Source organism: Sporomusa malonica (assembly GCF_900176355.1).
GTDB classification, from domain to species: domain Bacteria; phylum Bacillota; class Negativicutes; order Sporomusales; family Sporomusaceae; genus Sporomusa; species Sporomusa malonica.
This window is the reverse complement of sequence record NZ_FWXI01000003.1, coordinates 181,952-202,045: the sequence shown is the minus strand read 5'-3', so window position 1 is coordinate 202,045 and position 20,094 is coordinate 181,952. Positions and strand designations below refer to the sequence as shown.

The following is a 20,094-nucleotide window of genomic DNA, read 5'->3' as shown; positions in this document are numbered from 1 at the left end:
TTCACTGGTTACCGGGAGAAATGGGGATTTTGTGATAGAATTTTTAAATAATACGAATAAAGAGGAAGACTTATGAAGAATGTAATTTGTAAAAAAATATACCTTGAATTGAGAACGCCGGGTAACGGAGATTCTGTGGCCGACATTGACAGAATCCGTCAAGCTTTAAAACCAGAGTATGGAGAGGTTCAGATTTCTATTGAAACCATTAAATTGTCCTACAAGCTGCTGCGAGATTTTGACTGGAAGCTTACAGTTACCCTGGTGCAAAAAGGTTTTGTCTGGGAAATTGTAAACCTTGAGAGGGGAAATACTTCAGATAAGAATTTTGCTTATGCAGCTGATCTTGGGAGCACAACGGTTATCATGCAGCTGATCGATCTGAATACTGGAAATATTTTGTGTGAAGAAAGCATGGTCAATCATCAAGTCCGTTTTGGTGAGGACATCCTTAGTCGAATCTTTTACGTTAAGGATAATGATACTCATTTAAGGGAAATCCAGCAATGTACGCTGCGGAATTTTATTGAACTCATGGATAAAATTCAAACTGCGACAGGCATTTCTCCGGACAGATGCGGTACATTCATTATCGGAGGCAATACTACCATGATTCATTTCCTGTTGGGGATTGATCCTTGGTTTATTTTTTACACTCCCTATACGCCAGCTTTTAACCGGAGCGGTTTCTTTGTTGGCCGTGAAATAGGCTTACCCTTTAATGGATTAGTATACTGTTTTCCTTCTATAGCTAATTATGTAGGTGGCGATATTATCAGCGGGCTGTTGGCGTCCAAGATGCATGAGCAAAGTGAACTGGCTCTCTATATGGATATCGGAACAAACGGCGAAATGCTTTTGGGCAACAATGAATTTCTGATTTCAGTTGCGGGTGCGGCAGGACCTGCCTTGGAAGGCGGTATCAGCAAGCAGGGAATGCGGGCAAAAGCGGGTGCGGTAGATTCGGTGCAGATTGTTCAAAATCAGTTGAAGGTTACTACGATAGAGAATGTAAAGCCAGTGGGCATCTGCGGTTCAGGGATTGTTGACCTTCTTGCTGAAATGTTGCTAGAAGGATGGATTGATTACTCAGGTCGGTTTATTCCTGGCAGATCAGAGAGAATCCTTATGCGGGATGGAGAATATGTCATTGTTTACGCATGGGAGTACGAATCAGCCTTAAATGAAGACTTAATATTCAGTCAGATTGATATTTTAAGATTTATGGATACAAAAGCGGCAGCGAACACCATGGTAGCGTTTTTACTGGATGCATTGGGTATTACACCGGATAAGATTCAACGGGTATATATGGCCGGAGCCTTTGGAACCTACATCAATATTGAGTCAGGTATTACTATTGGGTTATATCCCGACCTTCCCAGAGAGCGGTTTGTTCAGCTGGGAAACGGCTCTATAAAAGGAGCCTGCAAGTTGTTAAAAGATGCAGATCAATTATTGGTTGTAGAAGAGCTAATTAGCAGTATAGTCTATCTTTCCTTAGCCGAGGCACCGGATTTTCTGAATAAAATGTCAGCGGCCAAATTTTTGCCTCACACGGATTTTTCATTATATCCCACGGTCATTGAAAAGATCAAGAGCCGTAAACACTTGGAAAGTAGTTCCCTTTAATGCTTGACGCGGATGCTTCTTTAAAAAGCATTAGAGCAAAATACAATGTATAAATTGCTGGTTTCAGAACTGGCGCATCATAACTCTGGTGCTCCGCTTGAGCGCATCAAAGGGCTGCCCTCGTGAAAGTTCGGTGTCTTGAAGAGTTTGATGGAAATGATCTGTGAGGAGCGGGGGAGAGAATGAGCGAATTATCAAAACTGCCCAATGTGGGCAAAGTGTTGGAGAAAAATCTGTTGGCTGTCGGCATTGAGACAGTGACGCAGCTTCAGGAAATAGGCGCGGAAGAAGCATTTCGGCGCATCCGGCTTAAACGCGACCCCGGTGCCTGTTTACACATGTTGTATGGGATACAGGGCGCAATTCTTGGCATGCCGGACAAAAATCTGCCTACCGATATCAAAGAGAAGTTAAAGAGATTTTTCCAAAGTTTATCAAAGGATAGCAAGGGGAAATTTTAAAAACGTTACTTTTTTTCATAAAAGGAGAAATTCGTCATGAACAGAATCAGCATTATTTGCCTCGGTGTAAAGAATATGGCGCAGTCCATACGTTTTTATCGTGACGGCCTTGGCTTTGTCACGGATGAAAAAGAAGATAACCCGAAAGTAGTTTTCTTTAATACCACCGGCACAAAATTTGAACTGTATCCATTAGCTCTTCTCGCAGAGGATATTAATGAGAAAAATCCGCCGAAGATTTCCTCAGGATTCGCTGGAATTACGCTAGCCTACAACGTGAGAAGCGAAGCCGAAGTGCATGAAGTCATGGAACTTGCGAAAAAAGCGGGAGCAGTTATCGCCAAAGAACCCCAGAAGGTTTTCTGGGGCGGGTATAGCGGATATTTTACGGACCCGAACGGCTATTATTGGGAGGTCGCATATAATCCACACTGGTCTTTCGACGAGAACGATATGCTAGTATTGTAAACCATCTCCCTATATTCAGGGGCCAAACCTTTACGCGAATCCCATATTCCGCATATCAGTATCATCTTTCCAGGAACGTCCCTCGGTGTCCTCATAGGAAAGACTGATATTAACTTTGAACGTTAACACCAGTAGCAATGTCCCGAAAAGCCGTTGAAGAGGTTTAACTATATGATTACGGGGAATCAGAAATTATCAGTGCCTTGTTGAGCGTACCACAAAGCCTTGAATTCATGGAAGATACAACAGGCGGCCACCTATTCATTGGCGGCCGCAATCTTTCTCATTGTATAGCAGTACGGAAAATATGCTCACGGCAGGAACTGGCGCGGCATACATAACGCTTACGGTAAAGGGGGATTAATTGTATCGCTGATAGACTGGGCTTTATAAAAAATAGAATTAATTCCAAGTCGACGGAGGTGATAATGCAAATTTTGCCTGGTAATACCTAGTTGAATAGCGCACTGGCTTACGTTGCCGTTATTTAGCATTAGTGCGTTCTCAATGGTTTCTTTCTCGTACTGACGCAGCAGTTCTGGTAGTGGTTTGTTGGATTTTGCTTCTCTATCACTTGAGTCAGTAGTTGCTTGATCAATCATAAGTCTTTTCTTTAAAAGCCTGGGCAGATGTTCGTTAGATAAGATTGTTTCTGTGCTTTCAGCCATACTCATAGTGCTTTCAATGATATGTTCTAACTCGCGAACATTTCCCGGCCAACGATAATATAAGAATAGCTGCATCAAATCCTGTGCTATGAGTTTTATATTCATCGCCAGTGAATCATTGAACCGGGCTACAAACTCTTTTGCCAGCAGAGGGATGTCCCCGGCTCGCTCACGTAAGGGAGGAATATCCACAATAACGGGCGTCAAACGGTATAAAAGATCTTCACGAAAAAGGCCGCTCTTTGCCAGAACAAATAAGTCCTGGTTGGTTGCGCTGATTATCCGGCACGAAATCTTACGTTCTTTATTATCGCCCAGACGTCGTATTTTTTTATCCTGTAGCAATCTTAACAGTTTGGCTTGTAAGGAAATAGACAACGAGTTTATTTCATCCAAAAATAAAGTTCCATTCTCGGCCTGCTCAAAAAAACCGGGCGTATCTAATGCTCCGGAAAATGCGCCTTTTACAGTCCCCATCATCAGGCTTTCCATTAGCGTTTCCGGGATCGCCGCACAGTTTACAGCAATAAAGGGGCGGGAACTGTATGAACTTGCATTATGTATGCCTTGGGCAAACAACTCTTTACCTGTGCCTGTTTCACCCACAAGCATCACGGTAGATTGGCTTTGCGCCACTTTGCGGGCTTGTTTTAGGGTTTGCTGGATGGCGGCACTGCTGCCGATAATATCTTCCAATGTATAGAGGGTGCCATTGATGATTCTGTTAGCTTTTTTACTGTTAAAAGAATTTAACGCCGTTGTAATTAAATCGTTTATTGATGGCTTATCTCTGCCGATAGAGATAACGGCAGATAATTTTTCATTCTGAAAAAACGGGTATGAATTATATACAATATCGACTTTTTTGCCGGTGACTGTTGTATAAGTCATGTTCTGATCCAGCAAGGGTTCGGGATTTTTTGTTATAGCATAGCGTTGGAAGTTTTCAAGCTCCAAGTAATATACGTCAACGTCTTTTTTTCCCACCACGTGGTTATGGGTTGTCCCATCAATTTTTTTATGTGCTTTATTGCAGATAAGAATAGTTCCATCTACGCTCACAGCATAGACCCCATCTGATACCACATCAATAATGGCATGCAATAAACCATTTTCCATTTCTAGAGCTTCATACGTTTTCTTTACCATCAAAACAGCTCCTTATAAATATTGCAAGGCGTTTACAAAGATCTGCACATATTCTTATAGCTGGAAGGAAATCGTTCAGTGTATTGTATCGCTTTTTATAATAATTGGCAAGTCCCTGTTGTTATACCTATTTCAAAAAAGTGGCACGAATTTTGCGATAGTTAAAGGCAACGGTACATTGCAATGTACACAAGACCAGAATTGCCTGATGATATTATACAAGAACTTAAAGAGTATCTCATAAGCAAAGGTATCAACAAATCAGAGCTTGATAAAGTAGACTTAGCTGCAGGTGGGGTTTATCCCATCTGAAGGTTAGTCACAGGACAAATTGGGTTAGAAAAAAGGCCGCGTTGGAACTCACATAAGTTCAACGCGGCCTTTTCGTTATATTCTAAACATCTGAAAATATTCCTATCAACAGAAAGAAAAACTTTCACTATATAGTACGAATTTTCACAATAATCGACAAGCCTCGATTTCGTTGAAATATTCAAAAAACGATAATCCTGTTGCCTATGATTTTTCTGTGTCCAAGTGAAAGGATTCCTTTCAGTAGTGAATGGAATCAGATTGGCTAAGTGGATTTAATGGAGATTTGTTAAAAAAAGCAATCAAGAAATACTAGTTAAAACGTCCCGAAATGATCTTATTTATAAATAATTGATTAAATAAAGCAAGAATCTTTTGAAATGTTATTATTTTTAAACTATTTTATAACCATGCAAAAAAAATGGCACGAATTTTGCGATAGTTAAAGGCAACGGCACAATAGCTCTGAAAGTGAAGGCGATTTGGAAAAGGATGTGTTTGATAGCTCTTATTGTGTCATAACTAAACAACAAATTTCTAGGAGGTAGGTATTGTATGAGCAGTTTCGAAAAATTAGCAGAAGCGGTGTATCAGGGTGATGATTCTGAGGTAAAGACGATCACCCAGGGCATGGTAGAATCCGGTGTGAGTCCGATGGAGATTGTCAGCAAGGGTTTGCTGGCCGGCATGGACATAGTTGCTCCCAAATTCAAGGCAGGCGAAATGTTTATTCCTGAAGTTATGATGTCGGCTAAAGCCTTGTCAGAAGGGTTAAAGATTGTAAAGCCGCTGTTGTCTGCGGAAGAATCAGCCAATGTGTCCACCTTTGTCATGGGAACGGTAAAGGGCGATTTACATGATATCGGCAAGAATCTGGTAGTCATGCTACTCGAAAGTGGCGGCTTCAATGTGGTGGATCTTGGTGTAGACGTTGCGCCTGAGACTTTTGTGGCGGCCATCAAGGAGCATAAGCCCCAGATTGTCGGCATGTGCGCGCTGCTCACCACTACCATGATGGCCATGCAGGATACCATTGATGCGATCACAGAAGCCGGCCTGAGAGATAAGGTGAAGGTGCTGGTTGGCGGTGCACCCTTATATCCGGAGTTTGCCGATAAAATCGGAGCCGACGGCTATTGTGTTGATGGTGTCGCTTGTAAGGAAATGGCCGCTAAGATAGTAGCTAATAACTAATATGGGGGGTACCTTGTGCTAATCGTAGGAGAACTGATTAATACGAGCCGGAAGGCTGTCAGTGAAGCCGTTGAAGGAAAAAACGCTCAATATATTCAGCAAGTAGCGCGGGAACAGTTAGAGGCAGGCGCTAACTATATTGACGTCAATTGCGGCAATAAGGTGTTTAATGAAGTGGAGTATATGCAGTGGCTGGTAACTACCATTCAGGAAGCCGTGCAGGCGCCGCTTTGTATTGACAGCCCGAACCCGCAGGCACTGGAAGCCGGCTTGGCCCTGGCCAAATACGGTACGCCAATGATTAATTCCATTACCGATGAGGGGCCAAGATTTGAGGCAATCCTGCCCTTGGTATTGAAGTATAAAGCCAAGGTAGTCGCATTGTGCATGGATGATCATGGCATGCCCGAGACGGCAGCCGATCGTATGCGGGTAGTGGACAGCTTGTATGGCAAATTGATCGCGGCGGGAGTTAAAGACGACGATATCTACTTTGATCCTTTGGTCAAACCGGTAAGCAGTGTGCAGACTGCGGGGGTTGAAGTGCTGGAGACCATCAAACTGATTAAGCAAAACTATTCCAAAGTTCATTTTATGTGTGGCTTGAGCAACGTGTCGTACGGGCTGCCTAACAGGAAGGTGCTGAACCGGTTGTTTGTGGCTCATACCATGACCTTGGGGATGGACGGGTATATATTGAATCCTACCGATAAGAGCATGATGGGAGTCATTTACGCCGGCGCGACTCTGTTAGGCAAAGATGATTACTGCATGGGCTATTTAAAAGCTCATCGTAAAGGACTTTACGAAGAATAAACAATTATAGCTTCAAGTTTCAAGGGGGAGCTATTCTTAAGGAGGAAATAAATCACATGCAGAGATATCAGACAGTTAGTACGGAAGATATTGTAAAAATCCATGAAACTTCGCTTAAAATCATGGAGGAAGTTGGCATCATCTTTAGTTACGCGCCGGCAAGAGAAATTTTGGCCAAAGGCGGCGCTAAAGTTGAGGGAGAAACAGTCTATTTTCCCAAAAGTATGGTGGAACAGGCATTGAAACAAGTTCCATCCTCTTTTACCTTGCATGGCCGCAACCCGGAAAAGAACGTTGAAATTAATACTGAAACAACGAACTTTGTGGGTCCTTATGGTGCGCCTTTCGTCTTAGATATAGACAAAGGCCGGAGACCTGGCACGTTGGATGATTTTGTGAATATAGTAAAACTATGCCATAAGATGGACAATATCAACATTCAAAGCCACATTTCCTGCGAACCTGGCGATACTGATGTCGATACTCGTCACATGGAAATGGTTTATAACACGCTTAAGTACAGTGACAAACCTCTTATGGGCAGTGTTTTGGGATATGAAGCCGCCAAAGACAGCATTGAAATGGCAGCCATTGCCCATGGCGGCTTGGATGCCATTAAAGATAAGCCCGTAATTATTGGTATTTCCTGCACGTTGACGCCACTTAGCTATGACGACAAAATGGCCGGCGCTATCATAGCTTATGCCGAATACCGCCAGCCTCAATTGGTCAACTCGCTCTGCCTTGCCGGAGCTACCTCGCCGGCAACTATTGCCGGGAGCATCGCTGTGCAAAATGCGGAAATTTTAGCGGGGATTGTTTTGGCTCAAACAGTAAATGCCGGCACGCCGATTGTCTATTCCGCTTCCGGTTCCAGTACAGATATGCGTTATGGCAACCTATCCATTGGTGCTCCAGAAAGTGCTCTCTTCTCCTTGGTCAATGGACACCTGGCAAAATATTACAATATTCCTTGCCGGATAAGCGGTACTCTCTCTGATACAAAGCAGGCCGATGCCCAAGCAGGCTATGAGTCCATGATGACCTTGCTGATGGCTCAAATGGCCGGCGGCAACTTCATTCTCCACGCTGCCGGTATTTTGGATACTTATAATTGTGTATCTTTCGAGAAATTAATGATAGACGATGAAATTATTGGGATGGTAAAACGGATTGGCCGGGGCGTTACCGTAAACGACGATACGTTGGCATTTGATGTTATTAAAGAAGTCGGTCCCCGTGGAGAATATATCACTAACAGACATACCTTCGCTAATTTCCGTAAAGAGTTTTATCAAGCGCAGTTAAGTGATAGAGCCAGAGTTAACCAAGACGGTCTGACAATAGAAGAGCGGGCTAATGCACGCTGGAAAAAGATGTTGGATGCATACGTAGAGCCATCATTGCCTGCGGATATAGACACTGAGTTGAAGCGCTATATTGAAAACAGAAGGTAATATTGTTGCTATCGGCAAAGCTGGCCGATAGTATTGCCAAAGCCGAACAGTAGCCAAACCCCAGAGGGGTGCCCGGAGAACGGGGTGGTTTATCCTATGCCGACCACGCCGCCATTTTGCGTCACCCCTCAGCAGCGGGGAAGGGATATAATTATGATTTGCGTATTGAAATGTAGGGGGAATGGCGAATGAAAAATGGTAATGGTTCTATTGATAAACTATTGTTTTGGCCGCCCTTAGTATTGGTTGGTATTATTTGTGCAGCTATTATAGCCAGTCCCGAAGCAGGCTCTGCTGCAGTCAATAAAGTATTTGCGTTTTTAACCGGCCCGATGGGCTGGGCCTATGAACTCTTCATATTAGCCAACTTTGCAGTAGTGCTTTATTTTGTGTTTGGCAAGTTTGCCAATAAACGTTTCGGTGGTGATAAGCCTGAGTTTAGTACCCTGAGCTGGCTGGGGATGCTGTTTTCCGCAGGTACTACGGCAGCCATTGTTTATTGGGCTCCCATTGAGTTTTACTTCTATTTATCCTCGCCGCCGTATGGCTTAGAACCGTTTTCACCGCAGGCTATGGCAATTGCATCCTCGTACCCGTTGTTCCATTGGGGGCCAAGCAGTTACGCTGTCTATGTGGGGATCGGTGTCGTGTTCGGCTATATATTCTTTGTTCAAGGCACCGATGTCTTTAGGCCCAGTGCGGCTTTTGAGGCAGTCATGGGAGACTTCGGCGGCAGATATGCCGGCAAGGTCATTGACGTTTTTTACATGGTTGGCATGATCGCCGGCATTAGTACTTCCATCGGTTTGGGGACACCACTGTTAAGTGAGGTTGTTACCAAGATTACAGGTATACCGCATACGCTTGGACTGGATGCAGCAATTCTTGTTATCTGGACACTTATTGTGGCAATTTGCGTATATGGCGGGCTGGATAAAGGCATCAGACGCTTGAGCGATTTTAGGAACTGGCTGGGGTTTGGTTTGCTGGCATTTGTTTTAGTAGTTGGTCCGACTGCGTTCATTTTCAACAATTTCTTTGATAGTTTAGGCGTAATGATTAATAACTTTTTCAGAATGAGCTTATATACTGATCCGGTTCAGAACTCAGGTTTTCCCCAGGGCTGGACAATTTTCTACTTTGCCTGGTTTACTGCTTTTGCTATAGGCACGGGGATGTATCTTGCCAGAATATCCCGCGGCAGAACGGTACGGGAGTTTGTTCTGGGTGCAACACTTTCGGGCGTAACTTGTGTATATACCTATTTTGCGATATTTGGCAGCTACACGCTTGACTTACAAACAAGGGGAGTAATCAATCTGGGGGAAATTATTAAAGCACATGGTGTTCCCAGGGCCATTGTCGAGATATTTGCCACATTGCCTGGCAGTTTTATCATCTTACCCCTGATTCTGGTGCTGCTGTTTATTTCAACCGCAACCGTTATTAATAGTATTGCTTATACTCTCGCCATGGTCACGACAACAAAGCTGGGGACTGGTGAGGAACCCGCAAAATGGAATCGCGTATTTTGGGCGATAGTTTTAGGCGGCCTTTCGCTCACCCTGATATTCCTGGGAGGGATGAAGCCGCTGCAGGCTGCTGCCGTTGCCGGTTCTTTCCCGGCCATGTTTATCATTGGGATTATCGTATATGGCTTTATCAAGAAGGCAGGTACGGAATGGAATGATACACATCCGGACCTCCATGAAAATACACATAATTTTACTTCCGGCAAGGGTACTGAAGTATCGGTTGGGCCGCGCAATACGGATGAGTCCTGCTGATGCCGTATAGTTTAGCCTGAGACTAACCGCTTTAAGAATCCCGGCTTCGATAAGCGGGAGCTCAGGAGGCTTGGCTTCCCGGGAGTTGGACGACTGACCTTCAGATGGGGTTCAAGCCCCATCTGAAGCTAAGTCTTTTTTGCCGTTAGGCACCGAAAAATTCCGGAAGGGGTGGTGTTATTATGCTTGCTAAGCTTGTGTATGAAGGCGATTCCATTACTATCGATATGGATCAGCTCTGTAAGGTGCTCCATGTGAAGGTCGAAGGTCCGCATTTTGCGAAGGTTCAGGAATTGGCTCTGGCTGCGCGGAAAATTGCCGCTGTAAAAGCCGTATATAAACTGGCGTTTGTAGAAGCAAAAGGCGAGAGTTTTGTTACGATTGACGGTATAACCTTTACCAGCCGGGTACTGAGCATTAATCTTGCCGATACGTACCGGGTATTTCCCTATGTAATAACCTGCGGGACAGAGCTTTCTGACTGGGCTAAAAGTCAGCAGGATATGCTTGACAAATACTATGCTGACATTATCACTGAGATGATACTGAAAAATACACGTCAGACTTTTTTTAAGCAGCTTGATGAACATTGGGGGTTGGAGAGTACTGCCAATATGAATCCGGGTTCACTGGCTGACTGGCCAATTACCGAGCAGATACCTCTCTTTAACTTAATCGGGAATGTAGAGAATATGATTGGGGTTAGGCTTACCGAAAGCTGTCTCATGGTACCAATAAAAAGTGTTTCCGGTATTCACTTTCCCAAGCAGGGCTCATGGGAAAACTGCCAGCTATGTCCGCGGGAAGGCTGTCCGGGCCGCAAGGCGCCCTATGATGAGCAGCTTTTTGAAGAAAAATTCAAACTGTGAAGCAGGGTAATAAATGAGTCAAGGAACGATTCCTGATCTAAATTTGCCGGGGAGTGGTAATATGGCAGTTAGGCCTTTATTAAATGCTATCGTATGTGTAGGAATTAATATACTGTGCTATCTCTTGTTAACCAACTACAAAGAGGTTGGTCTTTTATCCTTCCTGGCTATACAAGCAGTGGTTGTATGTTTCATTTTTATTTGCGATAAAATTTTTTTTAAAATAGAACATAAGGATAATTTTGCGGTAAAGATTGCGGATGATTTAATAGCCGGTAATTTTTCAAATAGTAACCAAAATAGCAAGGCAAGTTTGCTTGAAAGAAAGCTAAGTCAATTTATGAGTCAGATGCGGAGGACCATTGCCGAGATATATGGTGTGGTACGGGTGGCAAGCAGTACGGGAATCTATCTGTCAAAAGATATTAATGACATGCTGCAGGCTACTGACAAGATTTCAGGTACATTGACTTATATGGCGCAAGGTAATTCCGAAGTTGCGTATTCGGTAGCCGAAGCATCTGGTAAAATGGCGCAAGTGTATCAGTCAGTAGTAGCGATAAAAAATCAAATTGAGTTGATTAATGAAAGCTCGCAAAAAACCATGCTGCTGGTTACGGAAGGGAACTCGGCTTTAGAAGTTCAAAGCCAAAAATTATATGAGAGTATCCAATCTTTCAAACAAGTTGTCAGTGTCATCAGTATTTTGCGAAATAATGGACTTGAAATTAATTCCATTGTTAACACAATTTCAAACATTTCTTCACAAACCAATCTATTGGCGTTAAATGCAGCTATTGAGGCAGCTCGTGCCGGTGAAGCCGGCAGAGGCTTTACCGTAGTGGCAGCTGAAGTAAAAAAGCTTGCGGAAGAATGTGGTAATTCTGCTGTAAAAGTCAGAGAATTAATTGAAAAGGTTAATTGTGAAATCGATACAGCCACAGAAGTGATAAATAACAATAATCAAACTGTATTGGAGCAGGAAACTCATTTAAACAATACCCAAGAAGCCTTTTCGAAAATAAATGGCGCAATGAATGTTGTCGAGCAAGAAATAGAAGACATTTTTGCCAAAATAAATGCACTTACTACTTCCAGTGAAAGCATAAATGCAGATATGGAAAGTATTTCGGCAGTATGCCAGGAGGCTGCAGCCAGCTCTGAAGAGATAGGCGCAGCGATGCAGGATAACGCTAATTCCATCGGCAGTATAACCGAAAGGTTCAATGAACTGACCCAAAAAATTGAGCAGATTTCCGCTCAACTTGAAAGCTACAACTATGTTAAGATTGCCCATACAGAATTTGCTGAGTCGATATTTCAGGTAGAAGTAGTAAAGGAATTGGTAAGGCAAAAGTTAGGGCTAGCAGCCGAGGGAATACTGGTAACTAATCCGGAAACCTGGAAAATGATTGCTGAAGGCAAAGCAGATGTTACCATGTCGTCGTGGTTGCCTTATGTAGATGCGGATTTAGAGCAGCAATATAGAGCGCAAGTAGAGAATTTGGGGCCAAACCTTCAGGGCTGTAAGTTTGGTTTGGTAGTCCCCTCTTATGTTACCGTTAAAAGCATACCGGAACTAAAAAATTACTCATGTAAATTTAAGAATAAAATATACGCGCTGCAAAGGCGTACCAAAGTCAGTCAATGTACCGCACAGGCTTTAAAAGTATACGGAATAAGTGACTATACCATAGACTATAGCGACGAGGAAACCATGTTGCAGGCGGTAGGACAAGCGATTAAAAATAACGAATGGGTGGTTATGACCGGTTGGCAGCCACATTATAAATTTTCTGTATATGATTTGAAATTCTTAGAGGATCCTAAAGGCGTGTTCGGTCAGGAAGAGCATCTTACGACGCTGGTAAGAAGAGACCTGAGAGCAGAGAATAAAGAGCTGTATGAGATAATCAGGAATTTTAAACTAAACATGGTGGATGTCAACAATGCATTGTATGAAATGAAAAGAGGAGCAAGTGCCAATGAGGTAGTCAAGAAATATTTAGGGTCGTAATTGTTCTTATTCCTGTGAGACATTAAATAAATACTTGATGACAAACCTAACAATTGTTGCGTTGCCCATAGACCGCAATGGGTTGGTTGCCCCTTTTGCTTGCAAGGATTTATGCTGGCTCCGGCAAGGGGAAAAATAATTAGCGAATGTATGGCGAGAGAAAATCCAATAGGGTTGTTGCTTATCACCATATATCAAATTGACATATTTCACGTATCAATAAGAGATGTGAAATATGTCAGTGTTTTTGCTCTCGTTTTATATTGCGCGAAAAAAGAATGTCTATCATTAATCGAAGTTTGTGTGATTTCCAGAACAAGCCGCTGGATTATTGAAAAGTACTGATTTGAGTCAATAATTTGAAATGTTAAAAAAATTGGAATGCTATATGGATAAGGCAATCTATTTTGGTGATAAATTGGCATGAATTTTGCTTAACTATTAAGCGAAAGAAAAATTTAATAAAACTATAATTTCCGTACCCCTTTCAGCCAGTTCACGCTGGATGTCATAGACAGCAAGATTTGCTTATGAAGACTTATTACCAGTGCGCGAACCGGGTCACGTATTGACGCTGAAGAGGCTTTTGGGGAGACAGGAAAAGGGTATTTCTGATTGAGCAACATTGTCAATTATATTCAGGGGGGGATTTATGATTAGGTTGCTAGTTGGTATTTAAGGATCTTAATCCCTAATCGTGAACTTCTTTTTTTCAAGGTGTTGCTCGTCAGTTGCTATTGGTATACTTACTACTAAATATAAGAAGGAGGGGAGTCTATGGCCAAAGTATCCGCTATTGAGGAAGGCGCTCTTACCCCATTTATCAAGAAACTCATGATTTATTGTGGCGGCGGTCCCTTGCTAGACGGCTATATTCTATGTATAATCGGAGCGGCGCTCGCCCAATTGGGACCAGAGCTAAACCTTGATGCTCACTGGTCCGGGCTGGTTGGAGCTTCTTGCCTTATCGGACTATTTTTTGGTGGATTGGTTTTCGGATATCTTACCGACATCTTCGGGCGTAAATTTATGTATACACTGGATCTAAGTGTATTAGTTATAGGTTCAATTTTATGCATGTTTGTCACTACTCCGATGGAACTGGTCATTCTGCGGTTCATAATCGGTGTTGCAATAGGGGCCGATTATCCCATTGCGACCGCGCTGTTGGCGGAATTTTGCCCGAAATCACACAGAGGCTTTACGATGGGAACTTTATTGATCTGGTGGTTTGTCGGGGCAACTCTTTCCGATATAGTTGGCTATTTCCTGATAGATGTGCCTGGCGGATGGAAATGGATGCTGGGCAGCGCGGCCATTCCTGGTATACTGCTTATTATCGGCCGGTGGGGCACACCTGAGTCGCCGCGTTGGCTGATGGGCAAGGGGCGGGTTGAAGAAGCTCGTGCTGTTATGAAAAAAGTTTATGGGCCGAATGCCGACATTGAGGACATCGAGCAAAATGTGGTACAGACTAACTTCATGAAGATGTTCCAAGGCGTTTATCTATCAAGGACTGCCATGATAGGCGGTTTCTGGTTATGCTTGATAGTACCGCTATTTGCCATTTACACTTTTGGCCCGGCAATCCTGGAACCGTTTGGCTTGGCTACCGGCAAACTGGCGATGCTGGGGAACACACTTATCAGTGCGTTATTTGTTGTCGGCATAATACCGTGTCTATCATGGGTTAATAAATTTGGCCGGCGGCCGATGATTATTTGGAGCTTTGCGGTTATGACCTTTGGGCTGGTAATTTTGGGATTATTCCCGACTGCGTCAACTCCGGTTATCATGTTTGGATTTGCCGTTTATGCTTTGGCTAACGGTGCGCCTAACGTCCTTTGCTGGCTCTATCCCAATGAGCTGTTCCCAACAGAGATCAGAGCTTCAGCCGTAGGCTTCGGTACTGCCATAAGCCGTATAGGGGCGGCCATAGGTATTTATCTGCTGCCGCAATGGCTGACTGATTACGGGATTGGCAACACCATGCTAATCATGGCTGGGTTTACATTAACTGGTCTCTTAATCGTCGCATGGCTGGCGCCGGAAACAAAAGATTTAACGCTGGCCCAAGCGGCGGGTTCTGCTGACACTACGTCAGGCCATATGTAACGGCCGACGGCATTACCAGCATACAAGCGTGCTGATTGAGCGTTAGCCGGTATTTCTAATCCGTTTTTTTATAACACAAGACTCGGGGGCTTTTCCGATGTGTTGCTATTTTTGATGAGGTCAATAAAACTCTCCATCTGAGGGGTTAGCCACTTATCCTTATGATAAAATAACTGGCTCCAAAATTGTATAGTGCAGTCTTCCACATCAATAATAGCTAATTCATTTTTCATTACACTTTCTTTAATAACATATTCTGGCAAAAACGAAATGCCAAGTCCTTGTTTTAGCAGCTTTACGATTGCGCTTGTATTGTCAATACCAAGTAAAGGCTGAAAAACGATTCCTTTTTGCATTGCAATATCTTCCAATGCGTTCCTATAGAACCCCTCATTCTCCGTCAGAATTAGAGGCTGATCAACAAGATCTTGTAATAGGATATTCTTTTTATTTGCCAATGGATTTTGTGGATATGTCACAAATACTATTTTGACTGGTTCCGACCAGGCGCAAATGAAATCCTTGTTGCAAAGTTTCTTATCAAGCAAATAAACTATATCCAATTCATTCTGCTTTAGCATTTGAAATAATTCGTTTGCTGGGGCATTTTTTATTCTTATCCGAATAAGTGGGAAAGATTTATAATACTGCAGCAACTTTTCGGACAGAACCCATATTAACAGTGATTCTAATATGCCTACGCGTAGGTTCCCCTCAATTTTTCCAGGATGTTTGCCAATCAGCTTGGCTTGCTCTGAAATTTTCACAAGGTGGTTAGCATAAACCATAAATTCTTGTCCATAGGAAGTAAGTTCTACTTTTTTTCCAATACGGTCAAACAAAATTACACCTAACTCTGTTTCCAATTGTTTTATCTGCATAGTAACAGTAGATTGAACATACCCGAGTCGATTGGCCGCTTTGGTGAAAGAACTCAATTCTGCAACACAAAGAAATGTTGATATGTTTTTAATTTCCAATGCGATCCTCTCCTTGAATCAAAAAAAATGATGATACTTATCAAAACTATTCGTTTTACAAATTAATATACCCATTATACAATACAAACAAGAAGTTGTCACACTTTTCATCGTAATAAAAAAGGAGTGGTCCAAGTTATGCAAGGGAAAAAAACCAGCTTTTTATATCTGAGTGAGGAAGACATGCTCAAAGCAGGGGTGCTTGACGGCGGTCAATGTCTGGAAACAATTGACGAAATGTTCAAACTGCTTGGACAAGGCGACTATATTATGGGCGGTTTGAACGAAAATGAACATGGTCTGCGTCTTTATTTTCCGGTAGAAAAGCGTTTCCCCAATATGCCTATTGCCGGGCCTGACAGACGGTTTTTAACTATGCCGGCTTATTTGGGCGGAAAGTTTAATATCTGTGCCTGTAAATGGTACGGTTCAAATATTGAGAATACCAAAAAGGGATTACCCAGGTCTGTGCTGGTGGTAATTTTGAATAATGTGGAAACCGGCGAACCAGTAGCCTTCATGTCAGCTAATTTGCTTAGCGCTATGAGAACAGGCTGCGTTCCCGCAGTTGGAGCGAAATACCTGGCCACCAAAGGTGCTGACACCGTTGGCTTAATCGGCGCGGGCGTTATCAGCCGCGCTACCGTGACCTGCCTGAAAGCGGCTTTGCCTAATTTAAAATTAGTCAAAGTATATGATTTATATAAAGAAAAGGCCGAAGCATTCGGTAATGAAATGAGCAAACAACTGGGTATTGAATTAAAAGCAGCCGATAGCATGGAAGATGCTGTCTCCGGTTCTGATTTCATAAGCATTGCCACCGCTGGAGCAGCCAAACCCAAAATAGAAACAAAATGGGTAAAAGACGGAGCTGTTTTAGCTACTCAAGGAACGGCTGACTTGTCGGATGATTTATTCCTTAGCTCTACGATTGTATTTGATGAAATTAAAATGCATCAGGCCTGGAAAGAAGAAGAAGACCGTATTCCCGAACATGAGAGCGCTAAAAAACTGGGTTTCCCCGGCGGGGCTGCTTTCCGTCTGGTAGAGGAAGGAAAGAAGAAACAAGAAGATATGCCAAGTTTGGGTGAGATTGCCACCGGGAAGAAAATCGGACGGAGAAACGACAAGGAAAAATTTGTCTTAATCGTCGGCGGACTGCCTGTTGAAGACGCTGCCTGGGGTTATGCCCTATATCAAAACGCTCTGAAAATGGGAATCGGTCAGGAACTTGTTTTGTGGGATTCGCCGCATTGGGCTTAATTGTGGTTTAATTAAATATGACCGGAAGAGGAGTGAAAATTCGTTATGGCACTGGCTGTTAAACCTAAGCTGTGTAAAGGCTGCGGTATCTGCGTGCATTTTTGTCCGAAAGCCGTTCTGGATTTAGACGATATGGGCAAAATTTATGTAAAAGATCCGGATAAATGCATTATCTGCGGTCAATGTGAGCTGCGTTGCCCGGACTATGCTGTGAAAGTAACTAAAGAAGAACCAAATAAGGTAGAAACTGAGGGGAGGGATACCAAGTGACTAAGGCTCGTTTAATGCAGGGTAATCAGGCTTGTGCCGAAGGAGCACTGGCGGCCGGAGTTCGTTTTTTTGGCGGCTATCCCATTACCCCGAGTACCGAAGTTGCAGAAATACTTGCCGAAAGGCTGCCTGAGCTAGGCGGCAAGTTTATTCAAATGGAAGATGAAATTGCCAGCATGGGTGCAGTATGTGGCGCAGCTCTGACAGGAGTAAAAGCACTTACTGCTACCAGTGGTCCGGGTTTTTCCTTGAAGCAGGAGCTAATTGGCTATGCTTCCATTGCAGAGATTCCGGTGGTAATTGTAAACGTACAGCGCTTAGGCCCTAGTACCGGCAAACCTACATCACCGGGACAAGGGGACGTTATGCAGGCGCGCTGGGGCAGTCATGGTGACCGTGGCGTAATCGCGTTGTCACCGGCTTCTGTGCGTGAGTGTTTTGACATAACAGTCAAGGCCGTTAATTTTTCGGAAAAGTTGCGTACACCTGTAATTTTATTATTAGATGAAGTTATCGGCCACATGCGTGAGCGGGTAGAACTGCCGGAGGCCGATGAAATTGAGATCATTAATCGTAAACTGCCGACTGTGCCGCCAAGTGAGTATCAGGCGTACAAACCGGATGCTGACAGAATTCCGGCTATGGCTTCCTTTGGTTCAGGTTATTATTATCATGTAACAGGTTTGGTTCATAATTATCAGGGTCAGCCTACCCAGGCAAATAATCTTACTGCCGAATTGATTGAACGTTTACATACTAAAATTGATAATGCTAGAGATGAGCTGACGCTTTATACCGAGCATTATCTTGATGATGCTGAAGTGTTGGTTATATCCTATGGCGGCTCAGCCCGGGCAGCCATTGCCGCTGTTAAGGCAGCCAGAGAACAAGGGATTAAGGCTGGACTCTTAAAGCTGATAACCATTTGGCCGTTCCCAGGGTCTATTGTACAACAGGCGGCAGTAAAAGCTAAAAAGGTAATTGTGCCTGAAATGAACTATGGCCAGTTAGCCGGTGAAATTGAGCGGTACGTAGGTCAGGACAAAGTAGTATCTGTTACTAGAGTTGACGGCGAACTGTTTAAGCTGGAAGAAATACTGACACCTATTGTTACAGCAGCAGGAGGTGCTAAATAATGGCAGACATCGAAAAATATTTGCGGACATCAGCCTTTCCCCATATCTGGTGTCCAGGTTGTGGCAATGGTATTATTTTAGCTTCCATTATCCGCGCTATTGATAAATTAGGTCTTGATCAGAATAAAACCATTATTGTGTCAGGTATCGGCTGTTCGTCCCGGGCATCCGGCTATATGAACTTTAATACTGTACATACGGCACACGGCAGAGCGCTGACTTTTGCTACCGGCATTAAACTGGCCCAGCCTGAGCTAAATGTGTTGGTTATTACCGGTGATGGTGATTCTACCGCTATTGGCGGCAATCATTTCATCCATGCTGCCAGACGGAATATTGACATTACCACCATTATCTTTAATAACAACATTTACGGCATGACAGGCGGGCAGTCCTCGCCGCTTACCCCTGTAGCCAGTAGATCAACAACAGCACCCTTTGGACATATTGAACGTTCGTTTGACATTGGTGCATTAGCAATTGCTGCAGGCGCCACCTACGTAGCCCGGTCTACCGCATTCCATGCCAATATGCTGACCAACCTGATTGTAAAAGGCATTGAGAATAAAGGCTTCTCAGTTATTGAGGCCATAACACAATGTCCTGTCTCTTACGGACGCAAAAACAAAATGGGTTCAGCGGTTAAAATGATGGAATGGCAGAAAGAATACGCAATTCCTGTTCAGGCTGTTGCCAAGCTCTCGCAAGAACAACTCAAAGACAAGTTTATTATTGGTGAGCTTCACTGTTCAGAAGCCCCTGAGTTTACTGCTGAATATGACAAACTGATTGCTCATGTTCAGGCCAAAAGGGGGAATAAGTAATGTGGCAAATTAGCTTGAGCGGTACTGGTGGCCAAGGGCTTATTCTAGCCGGCATTATTTTAGCAGAAGCTGCTATTCTGGATGGTAAAGAGACCATCCAGACCCAGTCCTATGGCCCTGAGGCCAGAGGCGGGGCCAGCAAATCCGAAGTTATTATTAGCGACCAGGAAATTGATTATCCCAAAGCTACTTCGGTAGATATTCTACTGGCTATGAGCCAGGAAGCCTTGAGCAAATATATTGGTTTGTTGAAACAAGGCGGCAAGTTGATTGTCGATACCACTCTTGTAAAAACCATGCCTGAAGTTCACGCTCATGTACTGGCATTGCCAATAACCCATATTGCCCGTACTGAACTGGGCAATGTTATGTCTGCCAATATTGCTGCGCTTGGTGCATTAGCTGGTTTTACGGGTGTAGTAGACCTTGAATGTTTAACTCGAGCCGTATTGGCCAGAGTGCCTAAAGGTACTGAAGAACTTAATAAGAAAGCGCTTGAAACCGGCTTTGCTCTAGGGCAGGCGGAAAGATAAGCAAAAGTAAAAGGGCATGTCGCTTTACGTTTTTTTGAAAAACGTAAAGCGACATGCCCTTTTTGGGGGAAAATAGATTCGTTTTCTTTGCATCAGGTTTAGTTTTACTGTAAATAAAGCTCAGGTCTATGGCAGAACGATAA

General features: G+C 43.5%; 19 protein-coding genes. 17 read left to right on the top strand and 2 right to left on the bottom strand.

Annotation, left to right across the window (positions count from 1 at the left end):
- The first annotated feature begins 72 nt into the window (after nt 1-72).
- From B9A22_RS04605 to B9A22_RS26245, 4 genes are all read left to right on the top strand, one after another.
- Nucleotides 73-1,632 carry an ASKHA domain-containing protein gene (locus B9A22_RS04605; RefSeq protein WP_084574535.1) on the top strand — a complete coding sequence of 520 codons (1,560 nt, stop codon included), beginning with the start codon at nt 73-75 and terminating at the stop codon, nt 1,630-1,632.
- Nucleotides 1,633-1,814: 182 nt separating this feature from the next.
- On the top strand, nt 1,815-2,093 hold the full coding sequence (locus B9A22_RS04600; protein ID WP_084574534.1) for a TfoX/Sxy family protein: 279 nt from the start codon (nt 1,815-1,817) through the stop codon (nt 2,091-2,093).
- Nucleotides 2,094-2,129: 36 nt separating this feature from the next.
- Nucleotides 2,130-2,561: a VOC family protein gene (locus B9A22_RS04595; RefSeq protein WP_084574533.1), complete on the top strand. Its 432-nt coding sequence runs from the start codon at nt 2,130-2,132 to the stop codon at nt 2,559-2,561.
- 206 nt (nt 2,562-2,767) lie between these two features.
- A complete protein-coding gene (locus B9A22_RS26245) occupies nt 2,768-2,902 on the top strand; it encodes a hypothetical protein (protein ID WP_281252351.1) in 135 nt (44 codons plus the stop codon).
- Nucleotides 2,903-2,905: 3 nt separating this feature from the next.
- Here the strand turns inward: B9A22_RS26245 and B9A22_RS04590 are convergent, their stop codons facing one another.
- Entirely contained in the window at nt 2,906-4,378 is a 1,473-nt protein-coding gene (locus B9A22_RS04590) for a sigma-54 interaction domain-containing protein (RefSeq protein WP_084574532.1), read from the bottom strand.
- Nucleotides 4,379-4,561: 183 nt separating this feature from the next.
- On the opposite strand from B9A22_RS04590, the gene B9A22_RS26240 reads away from it, so the two are divergent.
- The 8 genes from B9A22_RS26240 (at nt 4,562) to B9A22_RS04555 (ending at nt 14,945) form a co-directional block, all read left to right on the top strand.
- Nucleotides 4,562-4,690: a hypothetical protein gene (locus B9A22_RS26240; protein WP_281252350.1), complete on the top strand. Its 129-nt coding sequence runs from the start codon at nt 4,562-4,564 to the stop codon at nt 4,688-4,690.
- A 555-nt stretch (nt 4,691-5,245) separates the two neighbouring features.
- Complete coding sequence (locus B9A22_RS04585; RefSeq protein ID WP_084574531.1) at nt 5,246-5,884, top strand: cobalamin B12-binding domain-containing protein; 639 nt, start codon at nt 5,246-5,248, stop codon at nt 5,882-5,884.
- A 15-nt stretch (nt 5,885-5,899) separates the two neighbouring features.
- A complete protein-coding gene (locus B9A22_RS04580; RefSeq protein ID WP_084574530.1) occupies nt 5,900-6,700 on the top strand; it encodes a methyltetrahydrofolate cobalamin methyltransferase in 801 nt (266 codons plus the stop codon).
- Nucleotides 6,697-8,157 (top strand): trimethylamine methyltransferase family protein, encoded by a 1,461-nt coding sequence (locus B9A22_RS04575; protein WP_342747810.1) that lies wholly within the window; start codon nt 6,697-6,699, stop codon nt 8,155-8,157. The genes B9A22_RS04580 and B9A22_RS04575 overlap by 4 nt, the downstream gene beginning before the upstream one ends.
- 188 nt (nt 8,158-8,345) lie before the next feature.
- Nucleotides 8,346-9,944: an L-carnitine/gamma-butyrobetaine antiporter gene (caiT, locus tag B9A22_RS04570; RefSeq protein ID WP_084574528.1), complete on the top strand. Its 1,599-nt coding sequence runs from the start codon at nt 8,346-8,348 to the stop codon at nt 9,942-9,944.
- Nucleotides 9,945-10,126: 182 nt separating this feature from the next.
- A complete protein-coding gene (locus B9A22_RS04565; RefSeq protein ID WP_084574527.1) occupies nt 10,127-10,813 on the top strand; it encodes a vitamin B12 dependent-methionine synthase activation domain-containing protein in 687 nt (228 codons plus the stop codon).
- A gap of 13 nt (nt 10,814-10,826) precedes the next feature.
- Complete coding sequence (locus B9A22_RS04560) at nt 10,827-12,830, top strand: glycine betaine ABC transporter substrate-binding protein (RefSeq protein ID WP_139796167.1); 2,004 nt, start codon at nt 10,827-10,829, stop codon at nt 12,828-12,830.
- A 777-nt stretch (nt 12,831-13,607) separates the two neighbouring features.
- Nucleotides 13,608-14,945 carry an MFS transporter gene (locus tag B9A22_RS04555; RefSeq protein ID WP_084574526.1) on the top strand — a complete coding sequence of 446 codons (1,338 nt, stop codon included), beginning with the start codon at nt 13,608-13,610 and terminating at the stop codon, nt 14,943-14,945.
- A 68-nt stretch (nt 14,946-15,013) separates the two neighbouring features.
- Here the strand turns inward: B9A22_RS04555 and B9A22_RS04550 are convergent, their stop codons facing one another.
- Nucleotides 15,014-15,925, bottom strand: coding sequence for a LysR family transcriptional regulator (locus tag B9A22_RS04550; RefSeq protein ID WP_084574525.1), 912 nt, complete (start codon nt 15,923-15,925; stop codon nt 15,014-15,016).
- A 138-nt stretch (nt 15,926-16,063) separates the two neighbouring features.
- On the opposite strand from B9A22_RS04550, the gene B9A22_RS04545 reads away from it, so the two are divergent.
- From B9A22_RS04545 to B9A22_RS04525, 5 genes are read left to right on the top strand one after another with little or no spacing between them, the layout of a single operon-like run.
- Entirely contained in the window at nt 16,064-17,188 is a 1,125-nt protein-coding gene (locus B9A22_RS04545) for a tyramine oxidase subunit B (RefSeq protein WP_084574524.1), read from the top strand.
- A 45-nt stretch (nt 17,189-17,233) separates the two neighbouring features.
- Nucleotides 17,234-17,458 (top strand): 4Fe-4S dicluster domain-containing protein, encoded by a 225-nt coding sequence (locus B9A22_RS04540; RefSeq protein ID WP_084574523.1) that lies wholly within the window; start codon nt 17,234-17,236, stop codon nt 17,456-17,458.
- Complete coding sequence (locus B9A22_RS04535; RefSeq protein WP_084574522.1) at nt 17,455-18,594, top strand: 2-oxoacid:acceptor oxidoreductase subunit alpha; 1,140 nt, start codon at nt 17,455-17,457, stop codon at nt 18,592-18,594. The genes B9A22_RS04540 and B9A22_RS04535 overlap by 4 nt, the downstream gene beginning before the upstream one ends.
- Complete coding sequence (locus B9A22_RS04530) at nt 18,594-19,418, top strand: thiamine pyrophosphate-dependent enzyme (protein WP_084574521.1); 825 nt, start codon at nt 18,594-18,596, stop codon at nt 19,416-19,418. Before B9A22_RS04535 ends, B9A22_RS04530 begins: the two co-directional genes overlap by 1 nt.
- The gene (locus tag B9A22_RS04525; RefSeq protein WP_084574520.1) at nt 19,418-19,951 is read left to right on the top strand and encodes a 2-oxoacid:acceptor oxidoreductase family protein; all 534 of its coding nucleotides are present in this window, start codon (nt 19,418-19,420) and stop codon (nt 19,949-19,951) included. The genes B9A22_RS04530 and B9A22_RS04525 overlap by 1 nt, the downstream gene beginning before the upstream one ends.
- Nucleotides 19,952-20,094 lie beyond the last annotated feature (143 nt).

What these genes read in the sequence shown, in the direction of transcription:
- B9A22_RS26240 (WP_281252350.1), top strand. Translation starts at nt 4,562, where the DNA reads ATGTACACAAGACCAGAATTGCCTGATGATATTATACAAGAACTTAAA.
- B9A22_RS04590 (WP_084574532.1), bottom strand. Translation starts at nt 4,378, where the DNA reads ATGGTAAAGAAAACGTATGAAGCTCTAGAAATGGAAAATGGTTTATTG.
- B9A22_RS04585 (WP_084574531.1), top strand. Translation starts at nt 5,246, where the DNA reads ATGAGCAGTTTCGAAAAATTAGCAGAAGCGGTGTATCAGGGTGATGAT.
- B9A22_RS04600 (WP_084574534.1), top strand. Translation starts at nt 1,815, where the DNA reads ATGAGCGAATTATCAAAACTGCCCAATGTGGGCAAAGTGTTGGAGAAA.
- B9A22_RS04525 (WP_084574520.1), top strand. Translation starts at nt 19,418, where the DNA reads ATGTGGCAAATTAGCTTGAGCGGTACTGGTGGCCAAGGGCTTATTCTA.
- caiT (WP_084574528.1), top strand. Translation starts at nt 8,346, where the DNA reads ATGAAAAATGGTAATGGTTCTATTGATAAACTATTGTTTTGGCCGCCC.
- B9A22_RS04530 (WP_084574521.1), top strand. Translation starts at nt 18,594, where the DNA reads ATGGCAGACATCGAAAAATATTTGCGGACATCAGCCTTTCCCCATATC.
- B9A22_RS04555 (WP_084574526.1), top strand. Translation starts at nt 13,608, where the DNA reads ATGGCCAAAGTATCCGCTATTGAGGAAGGCGCTCTTACCCCATTTATC.
- B9A22_RS04540 (WP_084574523.1), top strand. Translation starts at nt 17,234, where the DNA reads ATGGCACTGGCTGTTAAACCTAAGCTGTGTAAAGGCTGCGGTATCTGC.
- B9A22_RS04565 (WP_084574527.1), top strand. Translation starts at nt 10,127, where the DNA reads ATGCTTGCTAAGCTTGTGTATGAAGGCGATTCCATTACTATCGATATG.
- B9A22_RS04595 (WP_084574533.1), top strand. Translation starts at nt 2,130, where the DNA reads ATGAACAGAATCAGCATTATTTGCCTCGGTGTAAAGAATATGGCGCAG.
- B9A22_RS04545 (WP_084574524.1), top strand. Translation starts at nt 16,064, where the DNA reads ATGCAAGGGAAAAAAACCAGCTTTTTATATCTGAGTGAGGAAGACATG.
- B9A22_RS04560 (WP_139796167.1), top strand. Translation starts at nt 10,827, where the DNA reads ATGAGTCAAGGAACGATTCCTGATCTAAATTTGCCGGGGAGTGGTAAT.
- B9A22_RS04605 (WP_084574535.1), top strand. Translation starts at nt 73, where the DNA reads ATGAAGAATGTAATTTGTAAAAAAATATACCTTGAATTGAGAACGCCG.